Origin of the sequence: Sphingomonas sp. 8AM, from assembly GCF_902506455.1 — a bacterium.
Taxonomy (GTDB): Bacteria; Pseudomonadota; Alphaproteobacteria; order Sphingomonadales; family Sphingomonadaceae; genus Sphingomonas.
In genome coordinates this window covers 2565485-2590992 of the sequence record NZ_LR733844.1, presented here as the reverse complement: position 1 = coordinate 2590992, position 25508 = coordinate 2565485, and the positions used below count along the sequence as shown (strand labels likewise).

Sequence of the window (25508 nt, the reverse complement as noted above, 5' to 3'; positions counted from 1 at the left end):
ATTTCGGGGGGCGGGGTGTCGGGCGTGCCGGGTTGAGTCGGCTGCGGCACGTCTGCGGGCAGATCTCCGGGGTTGGTCGCCATGGCAATTTTCTCCTTCATGCCCTCAACGCGCCGTCGAAGCGCGGGTTGCCCGCTTGCCCCATCGCGCGCGTCGGTATAGATGCCGCCGACCGGCGGTGTCCGACTAGCGGGCGTGGCGGAACTGGTAGACGCGCCAGATTTAGGTTCTGGTATCGCAAGATGTGGGGGTTCGATTCCCTTCGCCCGCACCAGTCCCCGCGCAAGCGGGGTTGGCCACCACTTACGAAATTCTTCTGACGAAAGCGGCCAATGCAGACTGTCGAGACGCTGAACGAGGGCCTGAAGCGCGCCTTCACCCTGACAATCCCCGCCGGCGACATCGCCAAGCGGGTCGATGCCGAGCTGAAGCGCGTTGCGCCGCAGATCAAGATGCCGGGCTTCCGCCCGGGCAAGGTGCCGACCAACCTGGTCAAGAAGATGCACGGCCCGGCGATCGAGCAGGACGCGCTGAACACCTCGATTCAGGAAGGCATTCAGGCGCTGATCGCCGAGAAGCAGCTGCGCCCGGCGATGCAGCCGAGCGTCGAGCTGGTCGACGGCTATGAGTCGGGCAAGGACGCCGAGCTGAAGGTCGAGCTGGAAGTGCTCCCGCAGGTACCGGCACCGGCGATCGAGGGTCTGAAGCTTGAGCGCCTCACTGTCCCGGTCGACGAATCGGCGATCGACGAGCAGCTCAAGCGCTTCGCCGATGGTGCCAAGCGCTGGGAAGACGCCGGCGACAAGGCCGCGGAGACCGGCGATCAGGTCGTCATGGACTTCGTCGGCAAGACGCTTGACGGCGTGGCGTTCGACGGCGGTACCGGCACCGACATGGCGGTCGAGATCGGCGCTGGTCGCCTGATCCCGGGGTTCGAGGAGCAGGTCGTCGGCGCGAAGGCCGGCGAGGAGCGCCAGATCAAGGTGACCTTCCCCGCGGATTACGGCGCGAAGGAGCTGGCCGGGCAGGATGCGACTTTCGACCTGACGATCAAGTCGGTGAAGACCGCGGGCGAGAGCCAGATCGACGACGAGATGGCCAAGAGCCTCGGGCTGGAAAGCCTCGAGCAGCTGCGTGGGCTGGTGAAGGGCCAGTTCGAGCAGGAGAACAACGGCCTGACGCGCACCTATATGAAGCGCAAGCTGCTCGACCAGTTGGCCGAGGGACATGACTTCGACGTGCCGCCATCGATGGTTGAGGCCGAGTTCAACCAGATCTGGCAGCAGCTCCAGCACGAAGCGACGCACGAGCCCGATCCGCAGGCCGCGCTCGACGAGATGGAGAAAGAGCGCGACGATTATCGGAAGATCGCCGAGCGCCGCGTTCGTCTCGGCCTGCTCCTGAGCGAGATCGGTCAGGCGAACGGCGTCGAGGTCACGCAGCAGGAAATGCAGCGGCTGCTGATGCAGGCGGCGCAGCAATACGGTCCCGAGGATCGTCAGCGCTTCATGCAGTACGTCCAGCAGGACCCGATGGCCGCAGCGCAGCTCCGCGCCCCGCTGTACGAGGACAAGGTGGTTGATTTCCTGTTCGACAAGGCCGAGATCACCGAGCGCGAGACGACCAAGGAAGAGCTAGAAGCCGCGATCGAGAGCGAGGACGGTTTCGCGACCGGCACGCACAGCCACGATCACGACAACCACAAGCCCAAGCAGGCCCGCACCAAGAAGAAGGGCGAGGCGACCGATGAGGGCGACGCCGCCGAGGCGAAGCCGGCCAGGAAGGCTGCCGCCAAGAAGCCGGTTGCCAAGGACGAGGACGCCGGCGCGGTGACCGAGCCGGCTGCTGCGGACGCCGACGCGGCGCCGGCCAAGAAGCCGCGCGCCAAGAAGGCGGCGCCGGTCGAGGCCGAAACGCAGGTGACCGAATCGTCGCCGGACGCTGCCGAGACGGCCGAGGGCACGGAGGCTGCAGACGCGGCGCCGGCCAAGAAGCCGCGCGCCAAGAAGGGCCAGTAAGCAGGGTCGGCGCACGGGGTTCGCGGCGGCAACGCTCGCCGGCCCTGTGCGCCACCGATTGTCCCATCGTCGCACGATGAAGGCGGATGACGCCTCTCTTTCCGGCTGTTAGACGCGGCCGCTCGGGGGCGTTGGCAAGGGGGCTTGCGATGGACATGGCGTTGGAGGGCGAAAGCGGGGTGCGGCGCGTGGCGACGCGTGACGGTCATACCCGACCCATCGACATCGTCCGGCACGTCGTTTGTGTCCTCGCGCTGATGTGGACGGGGCTCGTCAACGGGCAGCCGTTCTTCTTTCCCGACAGCACCAACTACATCCGCGCCGCCGATCTGGCGGTGCACCTCGCGTCGGGCCGGACGATCTCGACGGTCTGGACAGCGCGTTATGCCGAGCAGTTGCCGCCCGCCCGCGGCACTCCGACCGCGCCGCCGACCAATCCCGAAGCCGATCATAGCCCTACTGCGAATGACCTGAAGAGCGGGCTCGTGATGAGCGGGCGCTCGCCGTATATTGGCGCGTTGATCTACGCCGGCTGGGTGCTCGGCTGGTTCTGGCCGTTCGTGCTGCTCCAGGCGGTAATCGCCTATCTCCTCATCATCATGGTGCTGCGCCGGTTCGATCTCGCAAGCCCCGGGATCGTGACCGCGGTGGTGGTGTTCCTTTCGCTGACCACCAGCCTGCCGACCTATAACAGCATGTTGCTCGCCGACGGCTTTGCGTCGTTCGGAATGCTGGCGCTGGCGCTGCTTGCGATACCGGGGCGGCTGCCGCGGTGGCAAGTGGCGTTCCTCGTCGCGGTGATGGTGATGTCGGCGATCGCGCATCTGACGCATGTCATGATGCTGCTGGGCATGACCGCCACGCTGGTGCTGCTGCGGCTGCTCGACTGGCTCCGGCCGCCGGCACGCGCCTGGTACGCCGCGGCCGGGACGATCGTCGTGGCGGTGCTGGCGTTGCAGGTGACCTCGATGGCGACCCGTGCCGCGATCGGCCGGCCGCCGCAGCTGTTGCCGCTGCTCACCGCCCGGTTCTACGCCGACGGCCCGGGGAAGCAGTTCGTCGACAGCGGATGCGACGGCAAGCGTTTCGAGGTCTGTCGTATCCGCATCGACAAGCCGTACGACAATGCCGTCTGGCTGTTCTCGCTCGATCCGCGATACGGCGCCTATATGCTCGCCACGCCCGAGCAGCGCCGGATCATGGGCGAACAGGATGTCGCCTTTGCGCTGGCGGTGCTGCGCGCCTATCCGGTCGAGCAGTTCACCGCGTCGGCACGCGACACCGTGCGGCAGCTGGCGTGGATCGATTACGATGCGCTCAATCAGGGTTGCGGAACCGGAGCCGAATGCTGGGAAAGCCTGCCGCGCACGGTCCGCGCGCGCTTCATGCGGACGCCGTCCGGGCGCAATGCCTGGCCGCGCGATCTGATGAACGGCATCCTCTACGCGACCGTCATCGCGTCGCTGCTCGCGCTGGTGGTGACCATGCCGATGCTGGCGCGCCGCGATCGGGTCGGCTTCGTGTTGATGCGCAACCTGCTGGTCATCACCGGTATAGGGATGCTGGTTTGCTGCTTCTTCGGCGGCGCGGTCGCCGATCCCCAATATCGCTATCAGGGGCGGCTGATCTGGCTGCCGGTGTTCTTCGCGCTGGTTTCGGCAGCCCGTCTGCGGCACGCCGCTGCCGTGGAGGGAGTGCCACGGTGAACGCGTCCGCGCGGATCGCCGTGCTGCTGCCATGCTATAACGAAGAGGCCGCGATCGCGCAGACCGTGGCGGCGTTCCGCGCTGCGTTGCCCGATGCGGCAATCTACGTTTACGACAACAACAGCGGGGATCGCACCCGCGAGCGCGCCGCCGCCGCAGGGGCGATCGTCCGGACCGAACGGATCCAGGGCAAGGGCGCGGTGGTACGCCGGATGTTCGCCGACGTCGACGCCGACGTCTATGTCATGGCGGACGGCGATGCGACCTATGACGCCAGCGCCGCGCCCGCACTGGTTGCGCGAATGCTCGACGAGCAGCTCGACATGGTGGTTGGCTGCCGCGTCGGCGAGGCGGCTGCCGCTTATCGGCGGGGGCACCGGCTCGGCAACGCCTTGCTGACCGGCATGCTGACGCGGCTGTTCGGGCGCAGCTTCACCGATATCCTGACCGGCTACCGCGTCTTTTCGCGCCGCTTCGTCAAAAGCTTCCCGGTGCTTTCCGTGGGTTTTGAGATCGAAACCGAAATCAGCGTCCACGCGCTCGAACTCAAGATGCCGGTCGGCGAGATCGACACGCCCTATTTCGCGCGTCCCGAAGGATCGGTGTCGAAGCTGAGCACGTACCGCGACGGCGGGCGGATCGTCGGCACGATCGCCACGCTCTACCGCATCGAACGGCCGCTCTGGTTCTTCGGCGCGGTCGGCGGCTTGCTGGCGTTGCTGGCGGTGGTCCTCGCGGTACCGCTCGTCGTCACGTACATGCATACCGGCCTGGTGCCCCGCTTCCCGACCGCGATCCTGACCACCGGGCTCATCATCCTAGCCGCGCTCTGCTTTTTCGCCGGGCTGATCCTTGACACCGTGGTGCGCGGGCGGCGCGAGGTGCGGCGGCTCGCCTATCTGCAGCTTCCCGCGCCGGGGCGGGTAAGCGAAGGGGCTTGAACCGTTTCGCGGAAGCACCGATGTTGCTGCTCTTCCTAAGCGAAAAGAGAGTTTCCATGCACAATCCGTTCGAGACCGGCGACTTCGCGGGCAAGCTGGCGAGCGCCGGGATCGGCCTGCAATCGACCACGGCCGGGCTGGTCCCGATCGTGATCGAGCAGTCGAACCGTGGCGAACGCTCGTTCGACATCTTCTCGCGGCTGCTGCGCGAGCGGATCATCTTCGTGACCGGCGGGGTCGAGGACGGCATGGCCAGCCTGATCTGCGCGCAGCTCCTGTTCCTTGAATCGGAAAATCCGAAGAAGGACATCTATATGTACATCAACTCGCCGGGCGGTGTCGTCACGGCGGGCATGGCGATCCACGACACGATGCAATACATCCGCCCGCGCGTCGGCACGCTTTGCATCGGTCAGGCGGCGTCGATGGGCAGCTTCCTGCTCGCGTCAGGTGAGCCCGGGATGCGCGTGGCGACCACCAACAGCCGCATCATGATCCACCAGCCGTCGGGCGGCGCGCAGGGAATGGCCGCTGACATCGAGATCCAGGCGCGTGAGATCCTGCGGATGCGCCACTTCCTCAACACGCTTTATGCCAAATACACCGGCAAGCCGCTTGCGGAGATCGAGCACGCGATGGACCGCGACAAGTTCATGAGCGCCGAGGAAGCCAAGGAATTCGGCCTGATCGATCAGGTGTTCGACAAGCGTCCGCAGCCGGCGGAAGACGCCGCGGCTGCCTGAATGGGAACGACGACGCGCGCCGCGGGCGCGCGTCGATACCAATTGCTTACCCCGCCGCGCTATGACGGTTCCGCGACGAACCGCGCCGGGCTTACCCTTGAAGCCCGCCGCGGGACGGTCGATATAAGACGTTGCGGCGGCGGGAAGCGGGACCTTCACGCCGCGCGGCGGCAAACAGCGCTTTGTACGTTGTTGCTTAAGGAGCGGTGCGTTAGCCTGCGCCGCGCACAGAGCGGGTCGACGATCCGCGACGAAGGATGGACTGAATGACGAAACTTAGTGGCGGCGATAGCAAGAGCACTCTCTATTGCTCGTTCTGCGGCAAGTCGCAGCACGAGGTGCGCAAGCTGATCGCCGGACCCACCGTCTTCATCTGCGATGAATGCGTCGAGCTGTGCAACGACATCATCCGCGAGGAGACCAAGTCCGCGCTGGTCGCCAAGAAGGACGGTGGCGTGCCGACGCCGCAGGAAATCTGCGACGTGCTCGACGACTATGTCATCGGGCAGAAGCAGGCCAAGCGCGTGCTGTCGGTGGCGGTCCACAATCACTACAAGCGGCTGAACCACGGCGCAAAGGGTGCTGACGTCGAGCTGGCGAAGAGCAACATCCTGCTCGTCGGTCCCACGGGTTGCGGCAAGACGCTGCTCGCGCAGACGCTGGCGCGCATCCTCGACGTGCCGTTCACGATGGCCGACGCCACCACGCTGACCGAGGCCGGCTATGTCGGTGAGGATGTGGAGAACATCATCCTCAAGCTGCTCCAGGCGTCGGATTACAACGTCGAGCGTGCGCAGCGCGGCATCGTCTATATCGACGAGATCGACAAGATCAGCCGCAAGGCCGAGAATCCCTCCATCACCCGCGACGTGTCGGGCGAGGGCGTCCAGCAGGCGCTGCTCAAGCTGATGGAAGGCACCACCGCCAGCGTGCCGCCGCAGGGCGGGCGCAAGCACCCGCAGCAGGAGTTCCTGCAGGTCGACACGACGAACATCCTGTTCATCTGCGGCGGCGCCTTCTCGGGGCTCGAGAAGATCATCGGCGACCGTCTGCAGGGCAAGTCGATCGGATTCGGCGCCTATGTCGCGACTCCGGAAGAGCGTCGCACCGGCGAGGTGCTGCGGCAGACCGAGCCGGAGGATCTGCTCAAGTTCGGGTTGATCCCCGAGTTCGTCGGTCGTCTGCCGGTGATCGCGACGCTGGAGGATCTCGACATTCCGGCGCTGGTCAAGATTCTGGCCGAGCCGAAGAACGCCTTGGTCAAGCAGTACCAGAAGCTGTTCGAGATGGAGGAGGTCAAGCTCGGCTTCACCGACGACGCGCTGACCACGGTCGCCAAGAAGGCGATCGAGCGCAAGACCGGTGCGCGCGGGCTGCGTTCGATCCTCGAGGCGATTCTGCTCGACACGATGTTCGACCTGCCGGGGATGGACTCGGTCGACGAGGTGATGATCGACAAGGACGTGGTCGAGGGCCGCAAGGACCCGGTCCGCGTCTATGCCGAGAAGAGCAAGAAGGCCGGCGAGGTCGCTTGACCAGCCACGAAGGTAGAAAGAGCCTATAGGCTCCCTCTACCTTCGTCGTCCCGGGCTTGACCCGGGACCCCGCTTCCTCCCGACGCTCGTGAACGAGCAGGCCCCTCATCAAGCCCCGGGGCTACGGGAAGAGGGACGGCTTACCCCCTTGATTGGCATGTCGTTCCGGGACTTGATCCGGGATCGCGCTATTTTCTGACGTAAGAAGAATCGGAACCCCGGATCAAGTCTGGGGCGACGTACTTCTGCGGCGGGTGCGTGCTTCCGCATGTTCCCAATCGTTACACCCGCGGATCATGTCCGCGCCTCATGCATTGGTCGGGAGAAGGGAGCCCGCCAGATCGCATGACCATCGAAGACGACGCCTTGCCGCCCGCCGACGTCCGCCGTTCGCTGCTCCACCGACTCGACCTGCCGCTGTGGACGCTGGCGATGCCACCGCTCGGGCTGCTGACCGTGCTGCTGTCGCTCTACAAACTCGGTACCGCCGGTACGATCGGGGCGACGATCGTGCTGTTCGGTTGCGTGCTCGCCGCGGTCCACCATGCCGAGGTCGTCGCACACCGCGTCGGTGAGCCGTTCGGCACGCTCGTGCTCGCGATCGCAGTGACGGTCATTGAGGTCTCGCTGATCGTCTCACTGATGCTCTCCGACGCCGGCGACGCCTCGGCGCTGGCGCGCGATACTGTTTTCGCGGCGATCATGATCATCCTCAACGGCATCATCGGGCTGTGCCTGCTGGTCGGCGGGGTCCGGCATGGCGAGCAGCGCTTTACGCTGCGCGGGGTCAGCGCGGCGCTCTGCACGCTCGCCGCGCTTGCGGTGCTGACCCTGGTGCTGCCCAATTACACGCTGACCACGCCGGGGCCGTATTATGCGACCTCGCAACTCGTACTGGTCGCGGTCGTCAGCCTGCTGCTGTACGGTGTGTTCGTGATGGTGCAGACGCTGCGCCACCGCGAATACTTCCTCCCCGAGCACGGTGACGAGGATGGCCATGCCGCGATGCCGAGCCGCGCCACCACCGGGGTCGCCTTTGCGACGCTGCTCGTCGCGCTGGTCGCGGTCGTGCTGCTCGCCAAGGCATTGTCGCAGACCGTCGAGGAAGCGGTGCTCGGCGCCGGACTGCCGCTGGCCGTGGTCGGCGTGGTGATCGCGGCGCTGGTGCTCGCTCCCGAAAGTCTCGCCGCCTATCGCGCCGCGGCACGCAACCGCATTCAGACCAGCCTCAATCTCGCGCTCGGCTCGGCCCTCGCGACGATCGGCCTCACCATTCCGGCGGTAGCGATCGTCAGCCTGATGCTCGATCTGCCGCTCGCCCTCGGGCTGAGCGCGATGAAAATCATCCTGCTGGCCCTGTCGCTGTTCATCGCCACGATCTCGCTCGGCACCGGGCGGACCACCGTGCTTCAAGGCGCGGTGCATCTGGTGATCTTTGCGGTCTATCTGTTCACGACCGTGGTGCCCTGACTCGTCGTTGCCTCGTTACGCTCGCATGACGGGCGTCGCGAGGTTAGCCCCGCTGCCGCGCCGCCAACGCCAGCCCCGCGGCGACCTGCACCAGCGCATAGAGGCGTCGCCGGCCCGGTCGCCCGACGAACGGCCGCACCGTCCGCTCGGCGCCCAGCGCGCGCTCCTTCCACAGCTCGGTATGCCGCTCGGTCTGCGTCAGTCCGAGCAGCCCGTCACCGATCATGAAGATCGCTGCCATCTCGATCACCCGTTCGGTCAGCGGGGCTTTTGCTGCTGCTGTCGCCATTGCTGGTACTCCTCCACTGCGACCGAGCGGCGCAAAATGCGCGCCGCCGGATCGATTACCACATGCGCCCCGGCCGGCACGGTGACGGTCGCCGTGCCGTCGGGAAGCTGGACGCGTTGCGTCACGCCATCGACCGTCAGTTCGACGGGCATCGGGAAGACCCGCGCCCGCTCTGTACGCCAGGCGAGCCGCAGCAGGTTACCGTCACGGGTCGTCACCAGCTCGGGCAACGCACGATCGCGCAGATAAGTGTCGAAGAACCACGACAGATCGCGCCCGCTTTCCTCCTGCACGATCGTCTCGAACTCGCGGGTCGAGCCGTAACGTGGCGTGAAATTGCCCGGCTTTGGATCGCGCCGCCCATAAACGACCCGGCGTATCGAATCGAAAAAGGCGCGGTTTCCGATCAGCCAGCGCAGCGTGTGGAGCGTCCACGATCCCTTGTAATAGATGTCGGTGCCCGCGCCGCCCTTGCTTGGCTCATAGACCTCTTCCTCGGTCAGCACGCGGTCCCGCACGATCGGGGCGCGGTTGGTGATCTGGTTGCGCTGCACCTCCAGCATCACCGCGTAGCGCGCGTCGCCCTCGCGCCACTGGCCGTAGAGCGGCTGCATGTAACTGCCGAAGCCCTCGTGCAGCCAGTAATCGTCCCAATTGGCGGCGGTCAGCTGGTTGGCGAACCATTCATGGCTGAATTCGTGGTGGAACAGCCAGTCAAACCCCTCCGGGGCCTTGGCATAGCCATTGCCATAGGCGTTGATCGTCTGGTGCTCCATGCCCTTGTGCGGGGTCTCGACCACACCCAGCTTTTCGTCGCCGAACGGGTAGGGGCCGATCACGCTCTCGAAGAAGTCGAGCGTCGGCGTGAACTCGTCGAACAGCTTCTTCGCCTGCGTGCCCTCGCCGGGCAGATGCCAGTAATAAAGCGGGATCGTATTGCCATAGCGACTCTTGTAGCTGCCCTCGATCACCTCGTACGGCCCGATGTTGATCGCGATCGCGTAGGTGTTCGGCTGCCGCGCGCGCCAATGCCAGACGGTGCGGCCATCGGGCAGCGTCTCGACCTTCAGCAGCCGCCCGTTGGAGGGGGCCTTCAGGCCCTTGGGCGCAATGATGTGGAGCGTGGCCACCTCTGGCTCGCCGGTCGGAAAGTCGAGGCACGGCCACAACAGGTCGCAGCCATAGCCTTCGGTCGTGCTCGCGATCCACGGCTGGCCGTCCGGGGTCTGCGACCAGACCATGCCGTCGTCCCACGGCGCGTTCACCGCGACATGCGGCGTTCCTTCGTAGACGATTACGATTGCGGCCTGCGCCGCGCGCGCCAGTGCGTGCGGCACGACGATCCTGCCGTCGGGGCGAGTGATCCGCACCGGCTTGCCGTCGACCGTCACCGACTCCACCTTGTAGTTGGAATCGAGGTCGAGCGTGATCGCCGCCACGTCGCGCTTCGCCGCCACGACCAGCGCCGCGCGCGCCATCATCCGGCGGGTCGCCGGATCCGGGGCGAACGACAGGTCCGCGGAGCGCAGTGTCAGGTCGGCCTGTCCGGCGGGGCGTACGCCCCCGGAAAGCTGCGTCTGTTCGCTGATCGGTGGCTCGCCCTTTCCGGGCAGTTGCGCGGCGGCGGCCGCGACCGGGACGGCGAGCGCGAGCAGAAGATTGATGCCGCGCGCGAACGCACCATATAAAGGGTATAGGCCGTCGCCGACCGGCGGCACCGGAGTATCCATGACGTCTGCTTTCCCCGTTCTGCCGCTTCGCGACATCGTCGTCTTCCCGCATATGATCGTGCCGCTGTTCGTCGGGCGCGACAAGTCGGTCGCCGCGCTGGAAGCCGCGATGGCTGCCGATAAGGAGATTTTCCTCGTCGCGCAGCTCGATCCGGCCGAGGACGATCCCGCGCGTGACGATCTCTACTCGATGGGCGTCACCGCCACGGTGCTGCAATTGCTCAAGCTGCCCGACGGCACGGTGCGCGTGCTGGTCGAGGGCAAGGCGCGCGCGACGCTGGAGACGCTGGAGGAAAGTGGCGAGTTTCTGACCGCGACGGTCGCGCCGGTCGCCGATGGCGACGCCGAGGGGCCCGAGGCGGCGGCGCTGATGCGCTCGGTGATCGACCAGTTCGAGAATTATGCGAAGCTCAACCGCAAGCTGCCCGCCGAACTCGCCGCGCAACTCGCCGAGATCGACGCCGCCGGCCGGCTGTCCGACACCGTTGCGGGCAACATCCAGGTCAAGGTCGCCGAGAAGCAGGCGCTGCTGATGGAAGCCGATCCGCTCAAGCGGCTTGAAATGGCTTATGCGCTGATGGAGGGCGAGCTCGGCGTCCTGCAGGTCGAGAAGAAGATCAAGAGCCGCGTCAAGCGCCAGATGGAGAAGACGCAGCGCGAATATTACCTCAACGAACAGCTGAAGGCGATCCAGCGCGAGCTGGGCAACGAGGGCGAGGAAGGCGAAGGCGACGAGATCGCCGAGCTGACCCAGAAGATCGCCACGCTCAAGCTGTCGAAGGAGGCGCGCACCAAGGCGACCGCCGAGCTGAAGAAGCTCAAGACCATGGCGCCGATGAGCGCCGAGGCCACGGTGGTCCGCAACTACCTCGACGTGCTGCTCGGGCTGCCATGGGGCAAGAAGAGCAAGATCAAGAAAGACATTCCGGCCGCCGAGGCGATCCTCAACGAGGATCACTACGCGCTGGAGAAGGTCAAGGACCGGATCGTCGAGTATCTCGCGGTGCAGGCGCGCACCAACAAGCTCAAGGGGCCGATCCTGTGCCTCGTCGGCCCCCCTGGCGTCGGCAAGACCTCGCTGGGCAAGTCGATCGCCAAGGCGACCGGGCGCGAGTTCATCCGCCAGTCGCTGGGCGGCGTGCGCGACGAGGCCGAGATCCGCGGCCACCGCCGCACCTATATCGGCTCGCTGCCGGGCAAGGTGGTGACCAACCTCAAGAAGGCCGGCGCCAGCAACCCGCTGTTCCTGCTCGACGAGATCGACAAGCTCGGTCAGGACTTCCGCGGCGATCCCGCCTCGGCGCTGCTCGAGGTGCTCGACCCGGAGCAGAATGCGAAGTTCAACGACCATTATCTCGAGATCGATATCGACCTCTCGGACGTGATGTTCGTCTGCACCGCCAACTCGCTCAACCTGCCGCAGCCGTTGCTCGACCGCATGGAGATCATCCGGCTGGAAGGGTATACCGAGGACGAGAAGGTCGAGATCGCCGAGCGGCATCTGGTCGCCAAGCAGATCGAGGCGCACGGGCTGAAGCCGGGTGAGTTCACGCTCACCAACGAGGGCCTGCGCGCGCTGATCCAGCGCTATACCCGCGAGGCCGGCGTGCGCACGCTGGAGCGCGAGCTGGCGAAGCTGTGCCGCAAGGCGCTGCGTCAGATCCTCGAGGGCAAGGCGGAAAGCGTCACGATCACCCCCGACAATCTGTCCGATTTTGCGGGCGTGCAGAAATTCCGTCACGGGCTGTCGGAAACCGAGGACCAGATCGGCGGCGTCACCGGGCTCGCCTGGACCGAGGTTGGCGGCGAGTTGCTGACGATCGAAAGCGTCACGGTTCCCGGAAAGGGACAGGCGAAGGTCACCGGCAAGCTCGGCGACGTGATGAAGGAATCGGTGCAGGCCGCCTTTTCGTTCGTCCAGGCGCGCTCCCCGTCGTTCGGGATCAAGCCAAGCCTGTTCCACCGCAAGGACATTCACATCCACCTGCCCGAGGGTGCTGTGCCCAAGGACGGCCCCTCGGCGGGCATCGGGCTGGTGACGTCGATCGTCTCGACGCTGACCGGTGTTCCGGTCCGCAAGGAAGTGGCGATGACGGGGGAAGTGACGCTGCGCGGGCGCGTGCTGCCGATCGGTGGTCTCAAGGAGAAGCTGCTCGCCGCGCTGCGCGGCGGGATCGAGACGGTGCTGATTCCCAAGGAGAATGAGAAGGATCTCGCCGAGATCCCGCAGAACATCCGCGACGGGCTGAAGATCGTGCCGGTCGCGCACGTCGACGAGGTGTTGCGACTGGCGCTGGTACGACCGCTCGAGGCGATCGACTGGACCGAGGCCGATGAGCTCGCCGCGCTGCCGCCGGCGCCGATCGCACCGGTGGGTGGAGAGTTGCACCACTAATTCACATAGATTGTCAGGCGATTGCGACCGCCGTACCGGTGTTCCGGTGCGGCGGTTTCGTTTGACTCCGCAGTGGGCGCGCGCGTTAATGGCCGGATGCGGGCTTCGATCCGCGAATCCATTCCATAGTCGTAATGAATTTCTGAAAGTGGGGTTTTGCGGGATGAACAAGCAGGAACTGATCGCGCAGGTCGCGACGGCCGCCGGACTGGGGAAGAACGAGGCGAGCCGCGCGGTCGAGGCGGTGTTCGACACCATCTCGGTTTGCCTGAAGAAGGGCGACGAAGTCCGTTTGGTCGGCTTCGGCACCTTCGCGGTCAGCAAGCGCAAGGCCTCGACCGGGCGCAATCCGCGCACCGGGGAGCCGATGACGATCAAGGCGTCCAGCCAGCCGAAGTTCAAGGCCGGCAAGGTGCTGAAGGATTCGCTCAACTGACGCGGATTTGCTCTGGACAGGGCCGGGGGGCTTGCGTAATTGCGCCGCTCCGCCAACGGATGGGCGCGTAGCTCAGCGGTAGAGCACACCCTTCACACGGGTGGGGTCACAGGTTCAATCCCTGTCGCGCCCACCATCCGGTTCACGAAAAGCCCCGCGGGTCAGCGACCAGCGGGGCTTTTCGCGTTTGCGTCCGTGGCTCGCAGCTGCGCCGCGAAGGCGCGAGCCAGGCTCGAGATCGACCTTCAGGGTCCCGGTGACCGATCGGCCTTGTTCGTCGGGAGATAGCCTCCTTGCTCCGTCCCCCCCGGACCCGAACTGCGGCCCCGCTTCTTCGGCACCTCCGGTACAAGCGGGCTCCCGGATCACATCCGGGATGACGAAAGAAGTCGAGTGCCCGGTGGAAGTCGATCCGGCCTCGACCCTCTGGCGCGACAATCTTCGCGATCACCGGCGCGTCTGGATTCCCGCCTGCGCGGAAATGACGTAAGTGATTGATTGATCGCGACGCTCGAAACGTCCCGCCTTCGCACATGTCATGCAACCGTAACGGATGCGTCACGCAACGGTCTCTGAAATCGCATTCAGCCGTCATCTTAGCCGCCTAGCGGCGCTCTCGACGATCGAGCGGACAGTCAGGTCCGACTCGGATCAGGGCCCTGGAAAAAGGGCCCGAATCTCGAAGGGAGTGAGTTCATGGTCAGCTTCAGCCGCCGCAGCCACATGCTGCTGGCATCCAGTGCCGCTTTGTTGCTGGCGTCGTGCGGTGCGGACGATGTGGCGTCGCCGGGTGCAGGCAGCATTCCGATCACGATCAACCAGCCCGCCCCGACGCCGACCCCGACTGGCACCGCGACGCCGACCCCGTTGACCGCCGCGCAGTTCGCCGCCGCCACCACGCAGTCGGGTGTGACGATCACCGCCGACGAGCAGCTCGCGATCGTCAACGCCGGGCAGAACAACAATGTCAACGGCTTCGGCACGACCCTCGGCGGCGTTTACCCGGTCGGCGGCACCTCGCTCGCGACCGCCAGCAATCCGCAGACCGTGCTGGGCAACACCGGCTTCATCCAGAACACCAGCTTCGTCGGTGCGCTCAGCGGCCCGAACGACAATGCGTTCTCGGGCTGGACCTGCAATTCGTCGAGCGCGACGTTCCTGAACAGCGGCGCGTGCACCGCGGTGCCGTCGATCGGCACCGGCACGCCGGCGGCGTCCTGCCCGACGGGCCTGACCGATGACGGCACCAATGAAATCCGCAACAGCGCAGGTTCGGTCACGACCGCCGGCACGTTCCGCTACTGCCGCTTGCCGGCGATCATCACTGCCGACCTCACCCTCGCGAAGGTGCCCGGCCTCGTCTACCGGTTCCGTGGCCTCACCGAGGTTGGCGTCGACGGCGGCGCGGCGGCGACGCTGACGATCCAGCCGGGCGTCGTGCTCGCGGCGGACTCGACCGAAACCTCGAACGACGTCGTGCTCGTCAACCGTGGCAGCAAGATCAACGCCGTCGGCACCGCCGACGCGCCGATCATCTTCACCGCGCAGCAGAACCTCGCCAACAACGGCGTGTCGGACTCGTCGCAAGGCCTGTGGGGCGGGGTGATCCTGCTCGGCAAGGCGCCGACCGCGGTCTGCGCCACCGGCACCGGCCCCAACACCGCGGACGGCACCTCGGCGGGCGCAACGACGCCGTGCCAGCAGCAGATCGAGGGTGTGAGCGGGCATCAATACGGCGGCACCGATGCCGCCGACAGCTCGGGCACGATGCAGTACGTCCAGATCCGCTACACCGGGATCGCGATCAGCGAAGGCAATGAGCTGCAGGGCCTGACGCTGGGCGGCACCGGCTCGGGCACGACAATCGACCACGTCCAGAGCCACAATTCGGCCGACGACGGGATCGAGATCTTCGGTGGCACCACCAACCTGAAGTATTTCGTCGTGACCGGCGCGGATGACGATGGCTTCGACGTCGACAACGGCTGGCGCGGCTTCATGCAGTTCATCATCGCCGCACAGAAGGCGAATGGCGCCACCAACGACTCGTTCGCGACCGAGATCGACTCGAACAATGCCGAGGACCTGCTGCCACGCACCTACGGCCGCTACGCCAATTTCACCTTCATCCAGACCAATTCGACCAACAACCCGGTCGCGGCGATCCGTCTGCGAGGCGGGGCGGACTTCGCGTTCGTCAACGGGATCGTGAAGGCTCCGGCGGGCGAGGCGTGCGTCAACCTCATCGCGGGCGCGGGCTCGGGCGACACGCGCACGACGATCCGCCCCGCCAACAGCGCGTTGCAGGACGTCGGCCCGCCGACCTTCAACTCGATCTACTTCCAGTGCCAGGGCCGCTGAGGCGCGCTTAGCCCCTCGTGATGCTCGGCGGAGCCCGGGGAGCGCCTGATCGCGCCACCCCGGGTCCGCTTATTAGAACCAGACTGGATTTCGACATGCGCCAGCGCACTCTCGCCACGCTCCTTCTTCTGACGACCACGCTGGTCGCCCCCGCGGCGCTGGCGCAGGTCGCTCCGGCCCCGTCGACGCCCGCCGGCCCGGCGCAGACCAGCACGACCTCGCCCGGCCAGGCGGCTTCTGCCGAACAGCAGGCAGAGGCGACGCAGGACGCCGTGCCTGGCGGTGCGGACGATCAGGCCGAAATCTCCGCCCCCGGCGTAGACGCCAGCACGGCTGGCGACATCGTCGTCGTCGGGCGCAACATCCCCAATGCGGTCCGCGCTACCGCGCAGGTCGTCAGCGTGCTGTCGAGCGCGGACATCGCGCGGACCGGCGAGGGCGACATCGCGGGCGCGCTGACCCGCGTCACCGGCCTGTCGGTGGTCGGCAACGGCTATGTCTTCGTACGCGGGCTCGGCGATCGCTATTCGTCGGCGTTGCTCAACGGTTCGCCGCTGCCCAGCCCCGAGCCGCTGCGCCGGACGGTTCCGCTGGATATCTTCCCGACGACCGTCGTCGGCTCGGCGCTGGTCCAGAAGACCTATTCGGTCAATTATCCCGGCGAGTTCGGCGGCGGCGTCATCAACCTGACGACCAAGGCGATCCCCGACGAGAATTTCTTCACCGTCGGCGCCTCGGGCGGGATCGACACCGAGACGACCGGGCGGCTCGGCTATACCTATTTCGGGTCGAAGACCGACTGGCTCGGCTATGACGGCGGCGAGCGCAACGTCCCCGATTTCATCAGGCAGGCGCCGACCGGCACTGGTGTGATCCCCGGTGCGCAGGTGCTGCAGCTGTCGAACGCGCGCACCACCCTGCTCCAGCGCAACAGCGACATTCCCGCCAATTATTCGGGCAGTCTCGACCTCGGCGTCACCGGCGATCTCGGCGGCACGCGCGTCGGGCTGATCGGCAGTGTCGGTGTCTCGAACAACTGGCGCACCCGCGACGCGGTGCAGCAGGATACCGTCAGCAACGACGGCACGATCCGTAACGATTTCCAGACCGTCATCACCGACAATCGCGCGGTGGTGAACGGCTTGCTCGGGTTCGGCGCGGAGTTTGGCGAGAACAAGATCCGCTGGACCAACGTCTACATCCACGACACCCTCAAGCAGGGGCGCGCCTCGGCGGCGACCGTCTACAACAATTCCAGCGGCAACCCGCTGTTCCAGCAGAACACCAGCTGGTTCGAGCGCAAGCTGATCGAAACGCAGCTGGTCGGCGAGTTCAAGCCCTTGCAGGATCTGTCGATCGACGTGCGCGGCGCCTATGCCAATTCGCAGCGTAATTCACCCTATGAGCGCCAGTTCATCTATCTGTGCAACACGTCGCTCAACACCGATCTGGGCAATGCGCCGGTGTCCGATACCGGCGTAAGCTGCCCGGGCGTGTGGCAGGCGACCAACGCTTTCGACCGTTTCGCGACCGTCGTGTTCAGCGAGTTGAACGAGAACCTCTATTCGGGTCAGGCGGACGTCGCCTACAAGTTCCAGGGCGAGCGCCCGATGACGTTGTCGGCGGGTTATTATTACTCGGAGAACGAGCGCACCTCGACGCGCCTGCCGTTCACCTATCAGACGGTAGCGGGTGGGGCGATCCCGTTCCCGTGCAACCTGTTCCGCCCGGATTACCTGCTGTCGCCCGATGTGGTGAACGGCTGCCCGGTGCCGGGCGCGGGCAATCCGTCCGATACCGCGGTGCAGATGCGCTTCGATGCCGGGCAGAACGGCTCCTACGCCTATGACGCCTCGCTGCGCGTCCACGCCGGCTACGCGCAGGCCGAGGCCGAGGCGTTTGACGGCGTTCGCGCGATCGTCGGCGTCCGCTACGAAACCGCCACGCAGCGCGTCACGCCGGTCAACGCCACCGGGACGCGACTGAAGAACGATTATTTCCTGCCCGGCGCGACGCTGACGTGGAATTTCGCGCAGGACATGCAGCTGCGCCTCGCCGCGTCGAAGACGATCGCACGCCCGCAGTTCCGCGAGCTGGCTCCGCAGGCCTTCCGCGACTTCGAATCGGATCGCCTGTTCTTCGGCAATCCCCGGCTGAAGGACTCGGAACTCTACAACCTCGAGGCGCGCTACGAATGGTTCTTCGCGCGCGACCAGCGGATCACGCTGGCGGGCTTCTACAAGCGCATCGACAATCCGATCGAGCAGGTCGGCTTCTTCCCGACCCCCGACGCGCGGCTCCAGACCGGTTTCACCAACCTGCCGCACGCCAAATTGTACGGCGCCGAGATCGAGGCGCAGAAGTACATCCCGCTCGACTTCATCTCCGCCGGAATGGCGGGCAAGCGCGCGGTGGTGATCGCCAACTACACCTGGACGCACTCCGCGCTCACCGCCGACCGCAGCTGCGTCCCCGGCGTGCTGGAAGGGACGATGCTCGGCGGTTGCCAGGCCAACTTCGCGCCGGCCGCCAGCCTGTTCCGCGATGGCGCGCCGCTCACCGGCCAGTCCGACCACCTCGTCAACCTGCAGCTCGGCTATGAGGACAAGGACAATGGCACGCAGGCGACCTTGCTGTTCAACTACGCCAGCGAGCGCGTCACCAATCGCGGGCCGTCGCTGCTGGGCGGTGCCGGCTTCCAGCCCGACATTATCGAGAAGCCGGGCATCCGGCTCGACTTCGTCGCGCGCCAGACGGTCGATTTCCTGAGCAACAAGGTCGAGATCAAGGCCGAGATGCGCAACCTGACCGGCACGCGCTATCAGGAGTTCCAGATCTTCGAGGGCGGAAACCGCGTCGACATCAACAATTACCGGCTCGGGCGGCTGTTCACGCTCGGGGCCAGCGTCACGTTCTGACCCGGGGAGTGGCGTCTGCCATACCGTCATCCCGGACCTGATCCGGGATCCCGCTTCTACTGCGAGAAGGAAGCGGGGCCCCGGATCAGGTCCGGGGCGACGGGCAGTGCGCAGGACAGCGCGGGTTCACCACCCCCACGCCCGCTCGCGATACCATTTGGTGATGATGTACTTCGTTCCGGCGCGCACCTTCATCCCGTGGTGGATCGTCGCCGGGTTGAGCGTCCCGTCTGGCCGGCAATTGTTCCAGCAGACCAGCTTGCCCCGCTCGGGCTGGATCGTCTTGTCGGCCGCCTTGAACCGCGTCGCGCCACCCCCCTCGGGGTCGTTGAGATAGATCATCGCGGTCCAGGTGCGGTTGCCCGCGACGCTGCAATAGCGCGCGAAGTCCGCGCCATTCGGCTCGAAATAATCGGTATGCGCCTTGAACTCCTGCCCGACGGCATAGCGCTGCCCCTGGATCGGCTCGCCATGCAGCGGATCGAGCCCGGTCGCCGCCGCAAGCGCCGCGTCCACCTCCTCCACCACCGGATCGGTCGCGGGCAGGTCGCAGGTCTCGCTGGTGCGGAAGGCGGTGTCGCCATTCGGGTCGGCGATCGTCGACGGCCGGCGGCCGAGGTCGATGAGGTCGACCAGATGCGCGCAGGTGGAGGGGCTCAGAAACGCGCGCTTGACGAACAAGGTCAGCTTCGGGCTGGGCAGGCGCTGGAAGCCGGAAAGGGCGGAAAGCCGGGCGGCGATCGGGTCGGTGGCCATTGCGGGTTAGTGCCACAGGTAAAGGCAGTCGCCCAAGCACAGAAATATTACACAAAGCTGCAATAGCCACGTAATATGGTTTACCTAGCGGCCGTTCGCGGGGAGTTGGCCAGGCCGATGCGTTTGAAGTTCGATGCCCGTGCGCGCGCGATCCTGCGCCGGCTGCCTGTGGTGAATGTCTATTCCGCGGCCGAGCTGGCGCTGCTTGCGGTGCTGGCGGTGCAATGCGCGCGGCTGGCGTGGGTGGTGCTCACGCCCGTCGCGCCGCTCGGCGCGTGGGTGCCGGCTGGGCCGACCGTGCCCGCCGACGCGGCGGGCGTGCTGGCGGGCTTCGATCCCTTCTATCGGGTCAGCGGCGCCGCCCAGGCGCAGGGCCCCAGCGCGGTCACGTCGCTCCAGCTCACCCTGTTCGGCACGCGGATGGACAGCGCACAGGCGCGCGGCGCGGCGATCATCGCCGGGCCGGACGGCGTGCAGAAGAGTGTTGCGGTGGGCGAGGAGGTCGTGCCCGGCGTCACGCTCAAGGCGGTCGCCTTCGATCACGTCACGCTCGATCGCGGCGGGCGCAGCGAGGATCTGTTCCTCGACCAGTCGGGCAGCAGCGGCATCGTCACCGCGCCGTCGAGCGACCCTGCGAAATTTCCGCCAGCGCCGGGCGTGCCGCCCGCGCCGCCGTCACCGCAGGGTGGATCCGGCCGTGGCACCCCGACCGAGACACCCAGCGGCGGACCGCTCGCGCCCGGCGCGGCGAGCGTCTCGCCGCAGCAGCTGCGCTCCGAGATCAACGCCATCCCACGGATCGAGGGCGGCAAGGTCACCGGGGTTACGGTCCGCGGGCAAGGCGGCACGGCGTTTCGCGCCGCGGGGCTGCGCGACGGTGACATCATCACGACGGTGGCGGGGCGCCCGATCAGCGGCCCGTCCGATCTCGATATGCTGACCCGCGCGCGCGCGTCGGGCGGCACCCTGTCCCTCACGGTCGAGCGCGGCGGGCAGCCGTTGCCGCTCACCATTCCGGTAGCTCGATGAACCGCACCGCCACTTTCCTGTCGCCGCTCGTCCTCCTCGCCGCGGCGCAGCCCGCGCTCGCGCAGACCACGCTCAACGTGCGCGATGCCGACATCCGCGCGTTCATCGCCGATGCCGCCAAGGTGACGGGGCGCACCTTCATCATCGACAATCGCGTGCAGGGAAAAGTGACGGTCGTCACCGACCGTCCGCTGTCGCGCAGCGAATATCTGGAAGTGTTCCTGTCGACGCTCCGCGCCAACGCACTGATCGCGGTGCCGACCGCCAATGGCGCGTTCCGCGTCCAGCCAATCGACAATGCCGCCAGCCAGCCGGGTCGGATCGGGCTTGCCGGGTCGCAGCGCAACCAGCTCGTTACCGAGATCATCCGGCTGCGCTCGGTCGATGCCGCGCAGGCGGTCGACACCGTCCGCCCGCTGGTCAGTGCGCAGGGTTCGGTGACCGCCAATCGTGGCGGCAACAGCCTCGTCGTCGTCGACTTCGCGGACAACGTCCGCCGTGTCCGCGAAGTGGTGCGGCGGATCGACGCCGATACCTCGGCGACGCGGATCATCGCGCTCAAGAACGCGCGCGCCAGCGAGGTGGCCACCGCGCTGACCGGGCTGCTCGGCGGCGGCGCGCAGGGCGGCGCGGCGGCGGCGACCGGCGGCGCCTCGGCGGTCGCGATCGAGAGCAGCAATGCGGTGGCGCTGCGCGGCGATCCGCAGACCGTCGCACGGCTCGCCGGGCTGGCCCGCGAGCTCGATCAGAGCGCGCGCAACGCGACCGAGATCCGCGTCGTCTTCCTCGAAAACGCCGACGCCAATCAATTATTGCCGGTGCTCCAGCAGCTCGTCGGGCAGGCCCCCGATGCGGTGCAGGAGCAGGGGCTCAGCCGCACCGGGCTCAGCACGTCCAGCACCGGTTCGACCGGGGTCGGCGCCACCCCGCAGCCGGCGACGCGCAGCCAGTCGCAGCAGACCGCCACGCAGCAATCGGGCAGCCAGCCGCAACAGGCGGCGATCCGCGGGGAGGGCGCGCGCACCGCGGCGGTGGTGACGCGTTATGCCGGCGCGAACGCGATCGTCGTCGCCGCCCCCGCCGACGTCCAGCGTCAGCTCGCGGACGTAATCCGCAAGCTCGACCAGCGCCGTCAGCAGGTGCTGGTCGAGGCGATCGTCGCCGAAGTATCGGACAGCACCGTCAACCGGCTCGGCGCGCAATTCCTGCTCGGCAATATCGACGGCGGCGCGTTCGCCGCCTCGACCTTCAGCAATTCCGCGCCCAACATCCTCCAGATTGCGGGCGCAGTCGGCGCGCAACGGCTCGGCAGCACGCAGACGACCGTCGTCGCGCCAGACGGCACCCGCACCACCACCAACGTCAACAACAGCGCGTCGAACACGCTCACGCAATCCGCGATCAGCTCGATCATCGGCTCGCAGGGCGGGTTCGGCGGGTTCGGCGGGCAGGTCGGCAGCACAATCTTCGGCGCGATCATCAATGCGGTGAAGAGCGATACGCAGTCCAACCTGTTGCAGGTCCCGCAGATCATGACGCTCGATAATCAGGAAGCGCATACGCTGGTCGGGCAGGAAATCCCGATCACCACCGGCGAGGCGCTGTCGAACAATTTCGACAATGCCTTCCGCACGACGCAGCGCCAGAATGTCGGCATCGGGCTCGACGTCCGCCCGCAGGTCAACTCCTCGGGCACGATCAAGATGAACCTCCATCTGGAGGTCAGCTCGATCGCCGGTCCGGTCAGCAGCAACAATTCCGACCTGATCCTCAACAAGCGTGAGGTCGAGACGGTGCTGACCGTCGATGACGGCGCGATCGGGGTGATCGGCGGGCTGCTCTCCGACGAGGAGCGGCGCACGATCGAGAAGATCCCGTTCCTCGGCGACATCCCGATCCTCGGCAATCTGTTCAAGAGCAAGGCGAAGACCCGCGCCAAGTCGAACCTGATGATCTTCATCCGCCCGACCGTGATCCGCTCGGCGGAGGAGAACCGCCGCGTCACCGAACGCCGCTACGGTTATCTCCGGCTCCAGCAGGGCTTGCAGGACCCGGCGTCCGAGCCGTCGATCGACGAACTGGTCCGCGACTACATGGGCGCCACCCCGCCGCTGCCCGCGCCGGGCGAGCCGGGCAGCATCGAGGATCCGCGCGTCGGCGTGCCGGTCTATCGCAACTCGACCAGCGTCATCACCGGCAAAGGCAAGCGCAAATGATCCTGCGCACCGGAGCGGAGATCGACGCGGCCGCTGCGCCGCTGCCGCCCGCCCCGGACGGCGCGACGGTGCTGACCGGCTCCGTGCCCGTCCTGCCGCCGGTCGCGCTGCCCTATGCGTTCGCGCGCAAGTTCGGCGTCGTGCTTGATGGCGCCGGCCCCGATCTAAGCGTGGCATTGCGGGAGGGCAGCGATCCCCGCGCGCTGATCGAGGTGCGCCGGGTGCTCGGGCGCGCGTTCGATGTCGCGGTGGTCGCGCCCGCGGTGTTCGATCGCCTGCTCGGCGAGAATTATGCGATGGACGGTCAGGCGACCGCTGCCGCCGCCGTGGGCATGGGCGACGAACTCGACCTGCTTGCCGAGGGTTTGCCGACCGCCGAGGATCTGCTCGACACCGCCGACGATGCGCCCGCGATCCGGCTCATCAACGGCATCATTGCCGACGCCGCACGCAACGGTGTGTCGGACATCCATATCGAGCCATACGAGACCGGCCTCGTGGTGCGGATGCGTATCGACGGCGTGCTGCGCGAGACGCTCCGCATGCCGCCGCACGTCGCGCCCGTGGTGGTCAGCCGCATCAAGGTCATGGCGCGGCTCGACATTGCCGAACGGCGCGTGCCGCAGGACGGCCGCATGGGGCTGACGCTCGGCGGCAAATTGCTCGACGTCCGCGTCTCGACCTTGCCCAGCCGCGCCGGGGAGCGCGTCGTGCTGCGTATTCTCGACAAGGAAAATGCCGGCATCGACCTCGACGCGCTCGGGATGAGTGCGCCGATGTACGCGCTGCTGCGCGAGGCGATTGCCGAGCCGAACGGCATCGTGCTGGTGACGGGACCGACCGGCAGCGGCAAGACGACGACGCTCTACGCCGCCCTGCGCCTGCTCAACGACGGCAGCCGCAACATCCTGACCGTCGAGGACCCGGTCGAATATGCGGTCGAGGGGGTCGGGCAGACGCAGGTCAATGCCAAGGTCGGGCTGACCTTCGCCGCCGGGCTGCGCGCGATCCTGCGGCAGGACCCGGACGTGGTGATGATCGGCGAAATCCGCGACCGCGAAACCGCCGAGATCGCGGTGCAGGCGTCGCTGACGGGCCACCTCGTGCTCTCGACCGTCCACACCAACGACGCGGTCGGCGCGATCACGCGGATGCGCGACATGAAGGTCGAGTCGTTCCTGCTCGCCTCGACGCTGCGCGCCGTGATCGCGCAGCGGCTGGTGCGACGCCTGTGCAAACATTGCGCGCGCCCGGTGCCAGCATCGGCGACGGTTGCGCCGCTGCTCGGCATCGATCCGACGGCGACGGTCTACGAGGCGGTAGGCTGCGAGAATTGCAACAGAACCGGCTTCCGCGGCCGGATCGGCGTCTATGAAGCGGTCCGCGTCGATGCGACCGTCCGCCGCCTGATCAACGAGGGCGGCGACGAAGATGCCATCGCGCGCCACACCTTCGCCAACAACGACACGCTGGCCACCGCCGCGCGGCGGTTGGTGGAGAGCGGGCAAACCACTGCGGAAGAAGCAATTCGCGTCTCCCGCAGCGAAAACGCCGATGCCGCCGAAGCCGTGATCGCCGATGCGCACTAAGCCCGAATGTGCTCCCCTCCCTGTAAGGGAGGGGCCGGGCGTGGGTAGCGTGTCCGCGGTACGTCGCAACACGCGCTTGCGGCTCCGTACCACCCCGACGCGACCCACCCCCGCCTCCTCCCTGACAGGGAGGGGAGGATAAGGTCATGGCTGACTTCGACTATCTCGCGATCGACACCCGCGGTAACGAGACGCGCGGCCACGTCAGCGCCACCGACATGGACGCCGCCCGTGCCGCGCTCGACCGCAAGCGGCTGTACGTCGTCCGCCTCGAACCCGGCAGCACCCCGCAGGCGCGCAGCCGCCCGCTGTTCGGGCTCGAGCTTGGCCGCGCGAAGATGTCGGGCAAGCAATTGACCTTGTTCACCCGCCAGTTGGCGACGCTCAACCGCGTCTCGCCGCTGGAGGAATCGCTCCGCACGATCACCCGCCAGACCGAGCAGGAAAGCGTTCGCGCGATCGTCCAGACCGTCCACAGCGCGGTCGTCGAAGGTCGCCGCCTCGCCGACGCGATGGCGCGCGAGCCGAAGAGCTTTCCGCCGCTCTACCGCGCGATGGTCGCGGCGGGCGAAAGCTCGGGCAGCCTGCCGGAAATCATGGAGCGACTGTCGACCTTGCTCGAACGCCAGGCCGAGATCCGCGGCAAGTTGTTGACCGCAATGGCTTACCCGTCGGTGCTCGCCGCGGTGGCAATGGGCGTCGTGCTGGCGTTGATGACCTTCGTCGTCCCGCAGGTGGTCGAGCAATTCGACACCGTTGGGCAGGAACTTCCGCTGCTGACGAGACTGGTGATCGGCCTGTCGGACGTGCTGGTCGGCTGGTGGTGGCTCATGCTGCTGGTGCTCGTCGCGCTTGGCTTTGGCGCATGGGCCGCGCTGCGCCAGCCGCCGATCCGGCTGGCGTTTGATACGTGGTTGCTCCGGGTGCCGCTGCTCGGGCGGCTGTTCCGCGACCTCCACGCGGCGCGGATGGCGCGGACCTTGTCGACGATGGTCGCGAGCCGTCTCCCGCTTTTGGAAGGACTTAACCTCACCGCTGGCACGATCCACAACCGCCGGCTCAAGGCGGCGTCGGACGAGATTACCGAGTCGATCCGCGGCGGCGGCAGCCTGTCGGCGGCGATGCGCCGGGCGGGCGTGTTCCCGCCGTTGCTGGTCTATCTCGCGGCGAGCGGCGAGGCGGCGGGGCGGCTCGACGAGATGCTGGAGCGCGCCGCCGACTATCTGGAGCGCGAGTTCGATCGCTTCACCGCGACCGCCATGTCGCTGCTCGAACCGTTCATCATCGTCATCATGGGCGCGATCGTCGCGACGATCGTGCTATCGATCCTGCTCCCCATCCTTCAGCTCAATACGCTGGCCGGACAATGAGAATGC

General features: G+C 66.8%; 17 protein-coding genes and 2 tRNA genes. 16 read left to right on the top strand and 3 right to left on the bottom strand.

Annotation, left to right across the window (positions count from 1 at the left end; genetic code table 11):
- Positions 1-189 precede the first annotated feature (189 nt).
- From BACI71_RS12250 to BACI71_RS12220, 7 genes are all read left to right on the top strand, one after another.
- Positions 190-274, top strand: a tRNA-Leu gene (locus tag BACI71_RS12250).
- A 58-nt stretch (positions 275-332) separates the two neighbouring features.
- Complete coding sequence (gene tig / locus BACI71_RS12245) at positions 333-2018, top strand: trigger factor (RefSeq protein WP_159758993.1); 1686 nt, start codon at positions 333-335, stop codon at positions 2016-2018.
- A 149-nt stretch (positions 2019-2167) separates the two neighbouring features.
- Positions 2168-3724 carry a hypothetical protein gene (locus BACI71_RS12240; protein WP_159758991.1) on the top strand — a complete coding sequence of 519 codons (1557 nt, stop codon included), beginning with the start codon at positions 2168-2170 and terminating at the stop codon, positions 3722-3724.
- Positions 3721-4665, top strand: a complete 945-nt coding sequence (locus tag BACI71_RS12235; protein WP_159758989.1) for a glycosyltransferase family 2 protein — start codon at positions 3721-3723, stop codon at positions 4663-4665. Before BACI71_RS12240 ends, BACI71_RS12235 begins: the two co-directional genes overlap by 4 nt.
- A 56-nt stretch (positions 4666-4721) precedes the next feature.
- A complete protein-coding gene (locus BACI71_RS12230; RefSeq protein WP_159758987.1) occupies positions 4722-5408 on the top strand; it encodes an ATP-dependent Clp protease proteolytic subunit in 687 nt (228 codons plus the stop codon).
- A gap of 266 nt (positions 5409-5674) precedes the next feature.
- Positions 5675-6943: an ATP-dependent Clp protease ATP-binding subunit ClpX gene (gene clpX / locus BACI71_RS12225; RefSeq protein ID WP_159758985.1), complete on the top strand. Its 1269-nt coding sequence runs from the start codon at positions 5675-5677 to the stop codon at positions 6941-6943.
- Positions 6944-7288: 345 nt separating this feature from the next.
- Positions 7289-8413: a calcium:proton antiporter gene (locus BACI71_RS12220; RefSeq protein ID WP_201297364.1), complete on the top strand. Its 1125-nt coding sequence runs from the start codon at positions 7289-7291 to the stop codon at positions 8411-8413.
- A 43-nt stretch (positions 8414-8456) separates the two neighbouring features.
- On the opposite strand, the gene BACI71_RS12215 is transcribed toward BACI71_RS12220, so the two are convergent.
- Positions 8457-8702, bottom strand: coding sequence for a hypothetical protein (locus BACI71_RS12215; protein ID WP_159758983.1), 246 nt, complete (start codon positions 8700-8702; stop codon positions 8457-8459).
- Positions 8672-10432 (bottom strand): M1 family metallopeptidase, encoded by a 1761-nt coding sequence (locus BACI71_RS12210; RefSeq protein WP_159758981.1) that lies wholly within the window; start codon positions 10430-10432, stop codon positions 8672-8674. The genes BACI71_RS12215 and BACI71_RS12210 overlap by 31 nt, the downstream gene beginning before the upstream one ends.
- Here BACI71_RS12210 and lon point away from each other — a divergent pair.
- The 5 genes from lon to BACI71_RS12185 all read left to right on the top strand — a co-directional run bounded on the left by lon (position 10431) and on the right by BACI71_RS12185 (position 18542).
- Positions 10431-12827 (top strand): endopeptidase La, encoded by a 2397-nt coding sequence (gene lon / locus BACI71_RS12205; protein WP_159758979.1) that lies wholly within the window; start codon positions 10431-10433, stop codon positions 12825-12827. The genes BACI71_RS12210 and lon overlap by 2 nt on opposite strands.
- 163 nt (positions 12828-12990) lie before the next feature.
- Positions 12991-13263, top strand: a complete 273-nt coding sequence (locus BACI71_RS12200; RefSeq protein ID WP_159758977.1) for an HU family DNA-binding protein — start codon at positions 12991-12993, stop codon at positions 13261-13263.
- A gap of 61 nt (positions 13264-13324) precedes the next feature.
- Positions 13325-13399, top strand: a tRNA-Val gene (locus BACI71_RS12195).
- Positions 13400-13959: 560 nt separating this feature from the next.
- On the top strand, positions 13960-15624 hold the full coding sequence (locus tag BACI71_RS12190) for a hypothetical protein (RefSeq protein ID WP_159758975.1): 1665 nt from the start codon (positions 13960-13962) through the stop codon (positions 15622-15624).
- A gap of 95 nt (positions 15625-15719) precedes the next feature.
- Entirely contained in the window at positions 15720-18542 is a 2823-nt protein-coding gene (locus BACI71_RS12185) for a TonB-dependent receptor domain-containing protein (RefSeq protein WP_159758973.1), read from the top strand.
- Between the two features lie 126 nt (positions 18543-18668).
- On the opposite strand, the gene BACI71_RS12180 is transcribed toward BACI71_RS12185, so the two are convergent.
- Complete coding sequence (locus BACI71_RS12180; RefSeq protein WP_159758971.1) at positions 18669-19298, bottom strand: prolyl hydroxylase family protein; 630 nt, start codon at positions 19296-19298, stop codon at positions 18669-18671.
- A 117-nt stretch (positions 19299-19415) separates the two neighbouring features.
- Between BACI71_RS12180 and BACI71_RS12175 the strand changes: the two genes are divergently transcribed.
- From BACI71_RS12175 to gspF, 4 genes are all read left to right on the top strand, one after another.
- Positions 19416-20327, top strand: coding sequence for a type II secretion system protein N (locus BACI71_RS12175; RefSeq protein ID WP_159758969.1), 912 nt, complete (start codon positions 19416-19418; stop codon positions 20325-20327).
- On the top strand, positions 20324-22543 hold the full coding sequence (gspD, locus tag BACI71_RS12170; protein ID WP_159758967.1) for a type II secretion system secretin GspD: 2220 nt from the start codon (positions 20324-20326) through the stop codon (positions 22541-22543). Before BACI71_RS12175 ends, gspD begins: the two co-directional genes overlap by 4 nt.
- Entirely contained in the window at positions 22540-24132 is a 1593-nt protein-coding gene (locus BACI71_RS12165; protein WP_159758965.1) for a GspE/PulE family protein, read from the top strand. The genes gspD and BACI71_RS12165 overlap by 4 nt, the downstream gene beginning before the upstream one ends.
- A 146-nt stretch (positions 24133-24278) precedes the next feature.
- Positions 24279-25502, top strand: coding sequence for a type II secretion system inner membrane protein GspF (gene gspF, locus BACI71_RS12160; RefSeq protein ID WP_159758963.1), 1224 nt, complete (start codon positions 24279-24281; stop codon positions 25500-25502).
- Positions 25503-25508: the final 6 nt, after the last annotated feature.

Excerpts from the sequence above, each read along its gene's own strand:
- tig (WP_159758993.1), top strand. The coding sequence starts at position 333 with ATGCAGACTGTCGAGACGCTGAACGAGGGCCTGAAGCGCGCCTTCACC.
- BACI71_RS12240 (WP_159758991.1), top strand. The coding sequence starts at position 2,168 with ATGGACATGGCGTTGGAGGGCGAAAGCGGGGTGCGGCGCGTGGCGACG.
- BACI71_RS12230 (WP_159758987.1), top strand. The coding sequence starts at position 4,722 with ATGCACAATCCGTTCGAGACCGGCGACTTCGCGGGCAAGCTGGCGAGC.
- clpX (WP_159758985.1), top strand. The coding sequence starts at position 5,675 with ATGACGAAACTTAGTGGCGGCGATAGCAAGAGCACTCTCTATTGCTCG.
- BACI71_RS12220 (WP_201297364.1), top strand. The coding sequence starts at position 7,289 with ATGACCATCGAAGACGACGCCTTGCCGCCCGCCGACGTCCGCCGTTCG.
- BACI71_RS12215 (WP_159758983.1), bottom strand. The coding sequence starts at position 8,702 with ATGGCGACAGCAGCAGCAAAAGCCCCGCTGACCGAACGGGTGATCGAG.
- lon (WP_159758979.1), top strand. The coding sequence starts at position 10,431 with ATGACGTCTGCTTTCCCCGTTCTGCCGCTTCGCGACATCGTCGTCTTC.
- BACI71_RS12210 (WP_159758981.1), bottom strand. The coding sequence starts at position 10,432 with ATGGATACTCCGGTGCCGCCGGTCGGCGACGGCCTATACCCTTTATAT.
- BACI71_RS12200 (WP_159758977.1), top strand. The coding sequence starts at position 12,991 with ATGAACAAGCAGGAACTGATCGCGCAGGTCGCGACGGCCGCCGGACTG.
- BACI71_RS12190 (WP_159758975.1), top strand. The coding sequence starts at position 13,960 with ATGGTCAGCTTCAGCCGCCGCAGCCACATGCTGCTGGCATCCAGTGCC.
- BACI71_RS12185 (WP_159758973.1), top strand. The coding sequence starts at position 15,720 with ATGCGCCAGCGCACTCTCGCCACGCTCCTTCTTCTGACGACCACGCTG.
- BACI71_RS12180 (WP_159758971.1), bottom strand. The coding sequence starts at position 19,298 with ATGGCCACCGACCCGATCGCCGCCCGGCTTTCCGCCCTTTCCGGCTTC.
- BACI71_RS12175 (WP_159758969.1), top strand. The coding sequence starts at position 19,416 with ATGCGTTTGAAGTTCGATGCCCGTGCGCGCGCGATCCTGCGCCGGCTG.
- gspD (WP_159758967.1), top strand. The coding sequence starts at position 20,324 with ATGAACCGCACCGCCACTTTCCTGTCGCCGCTCGTCCTCCTCGCCGCG.
- BACI71_RS12165 (WP_159758965.1), top strand. The coding sequence starts at position 22,540 with ATGATCCTGCGCACCGGAGCGGAGATCGACGCGGCCGCTGCGCCGCTG.
- gspF (WP_159758963.1), top strand. The coding sequence starts at position 24,279 with ATGGCTGACTTCGACTATCTCGCGATCGACACCCGCGGTAACGAGACG.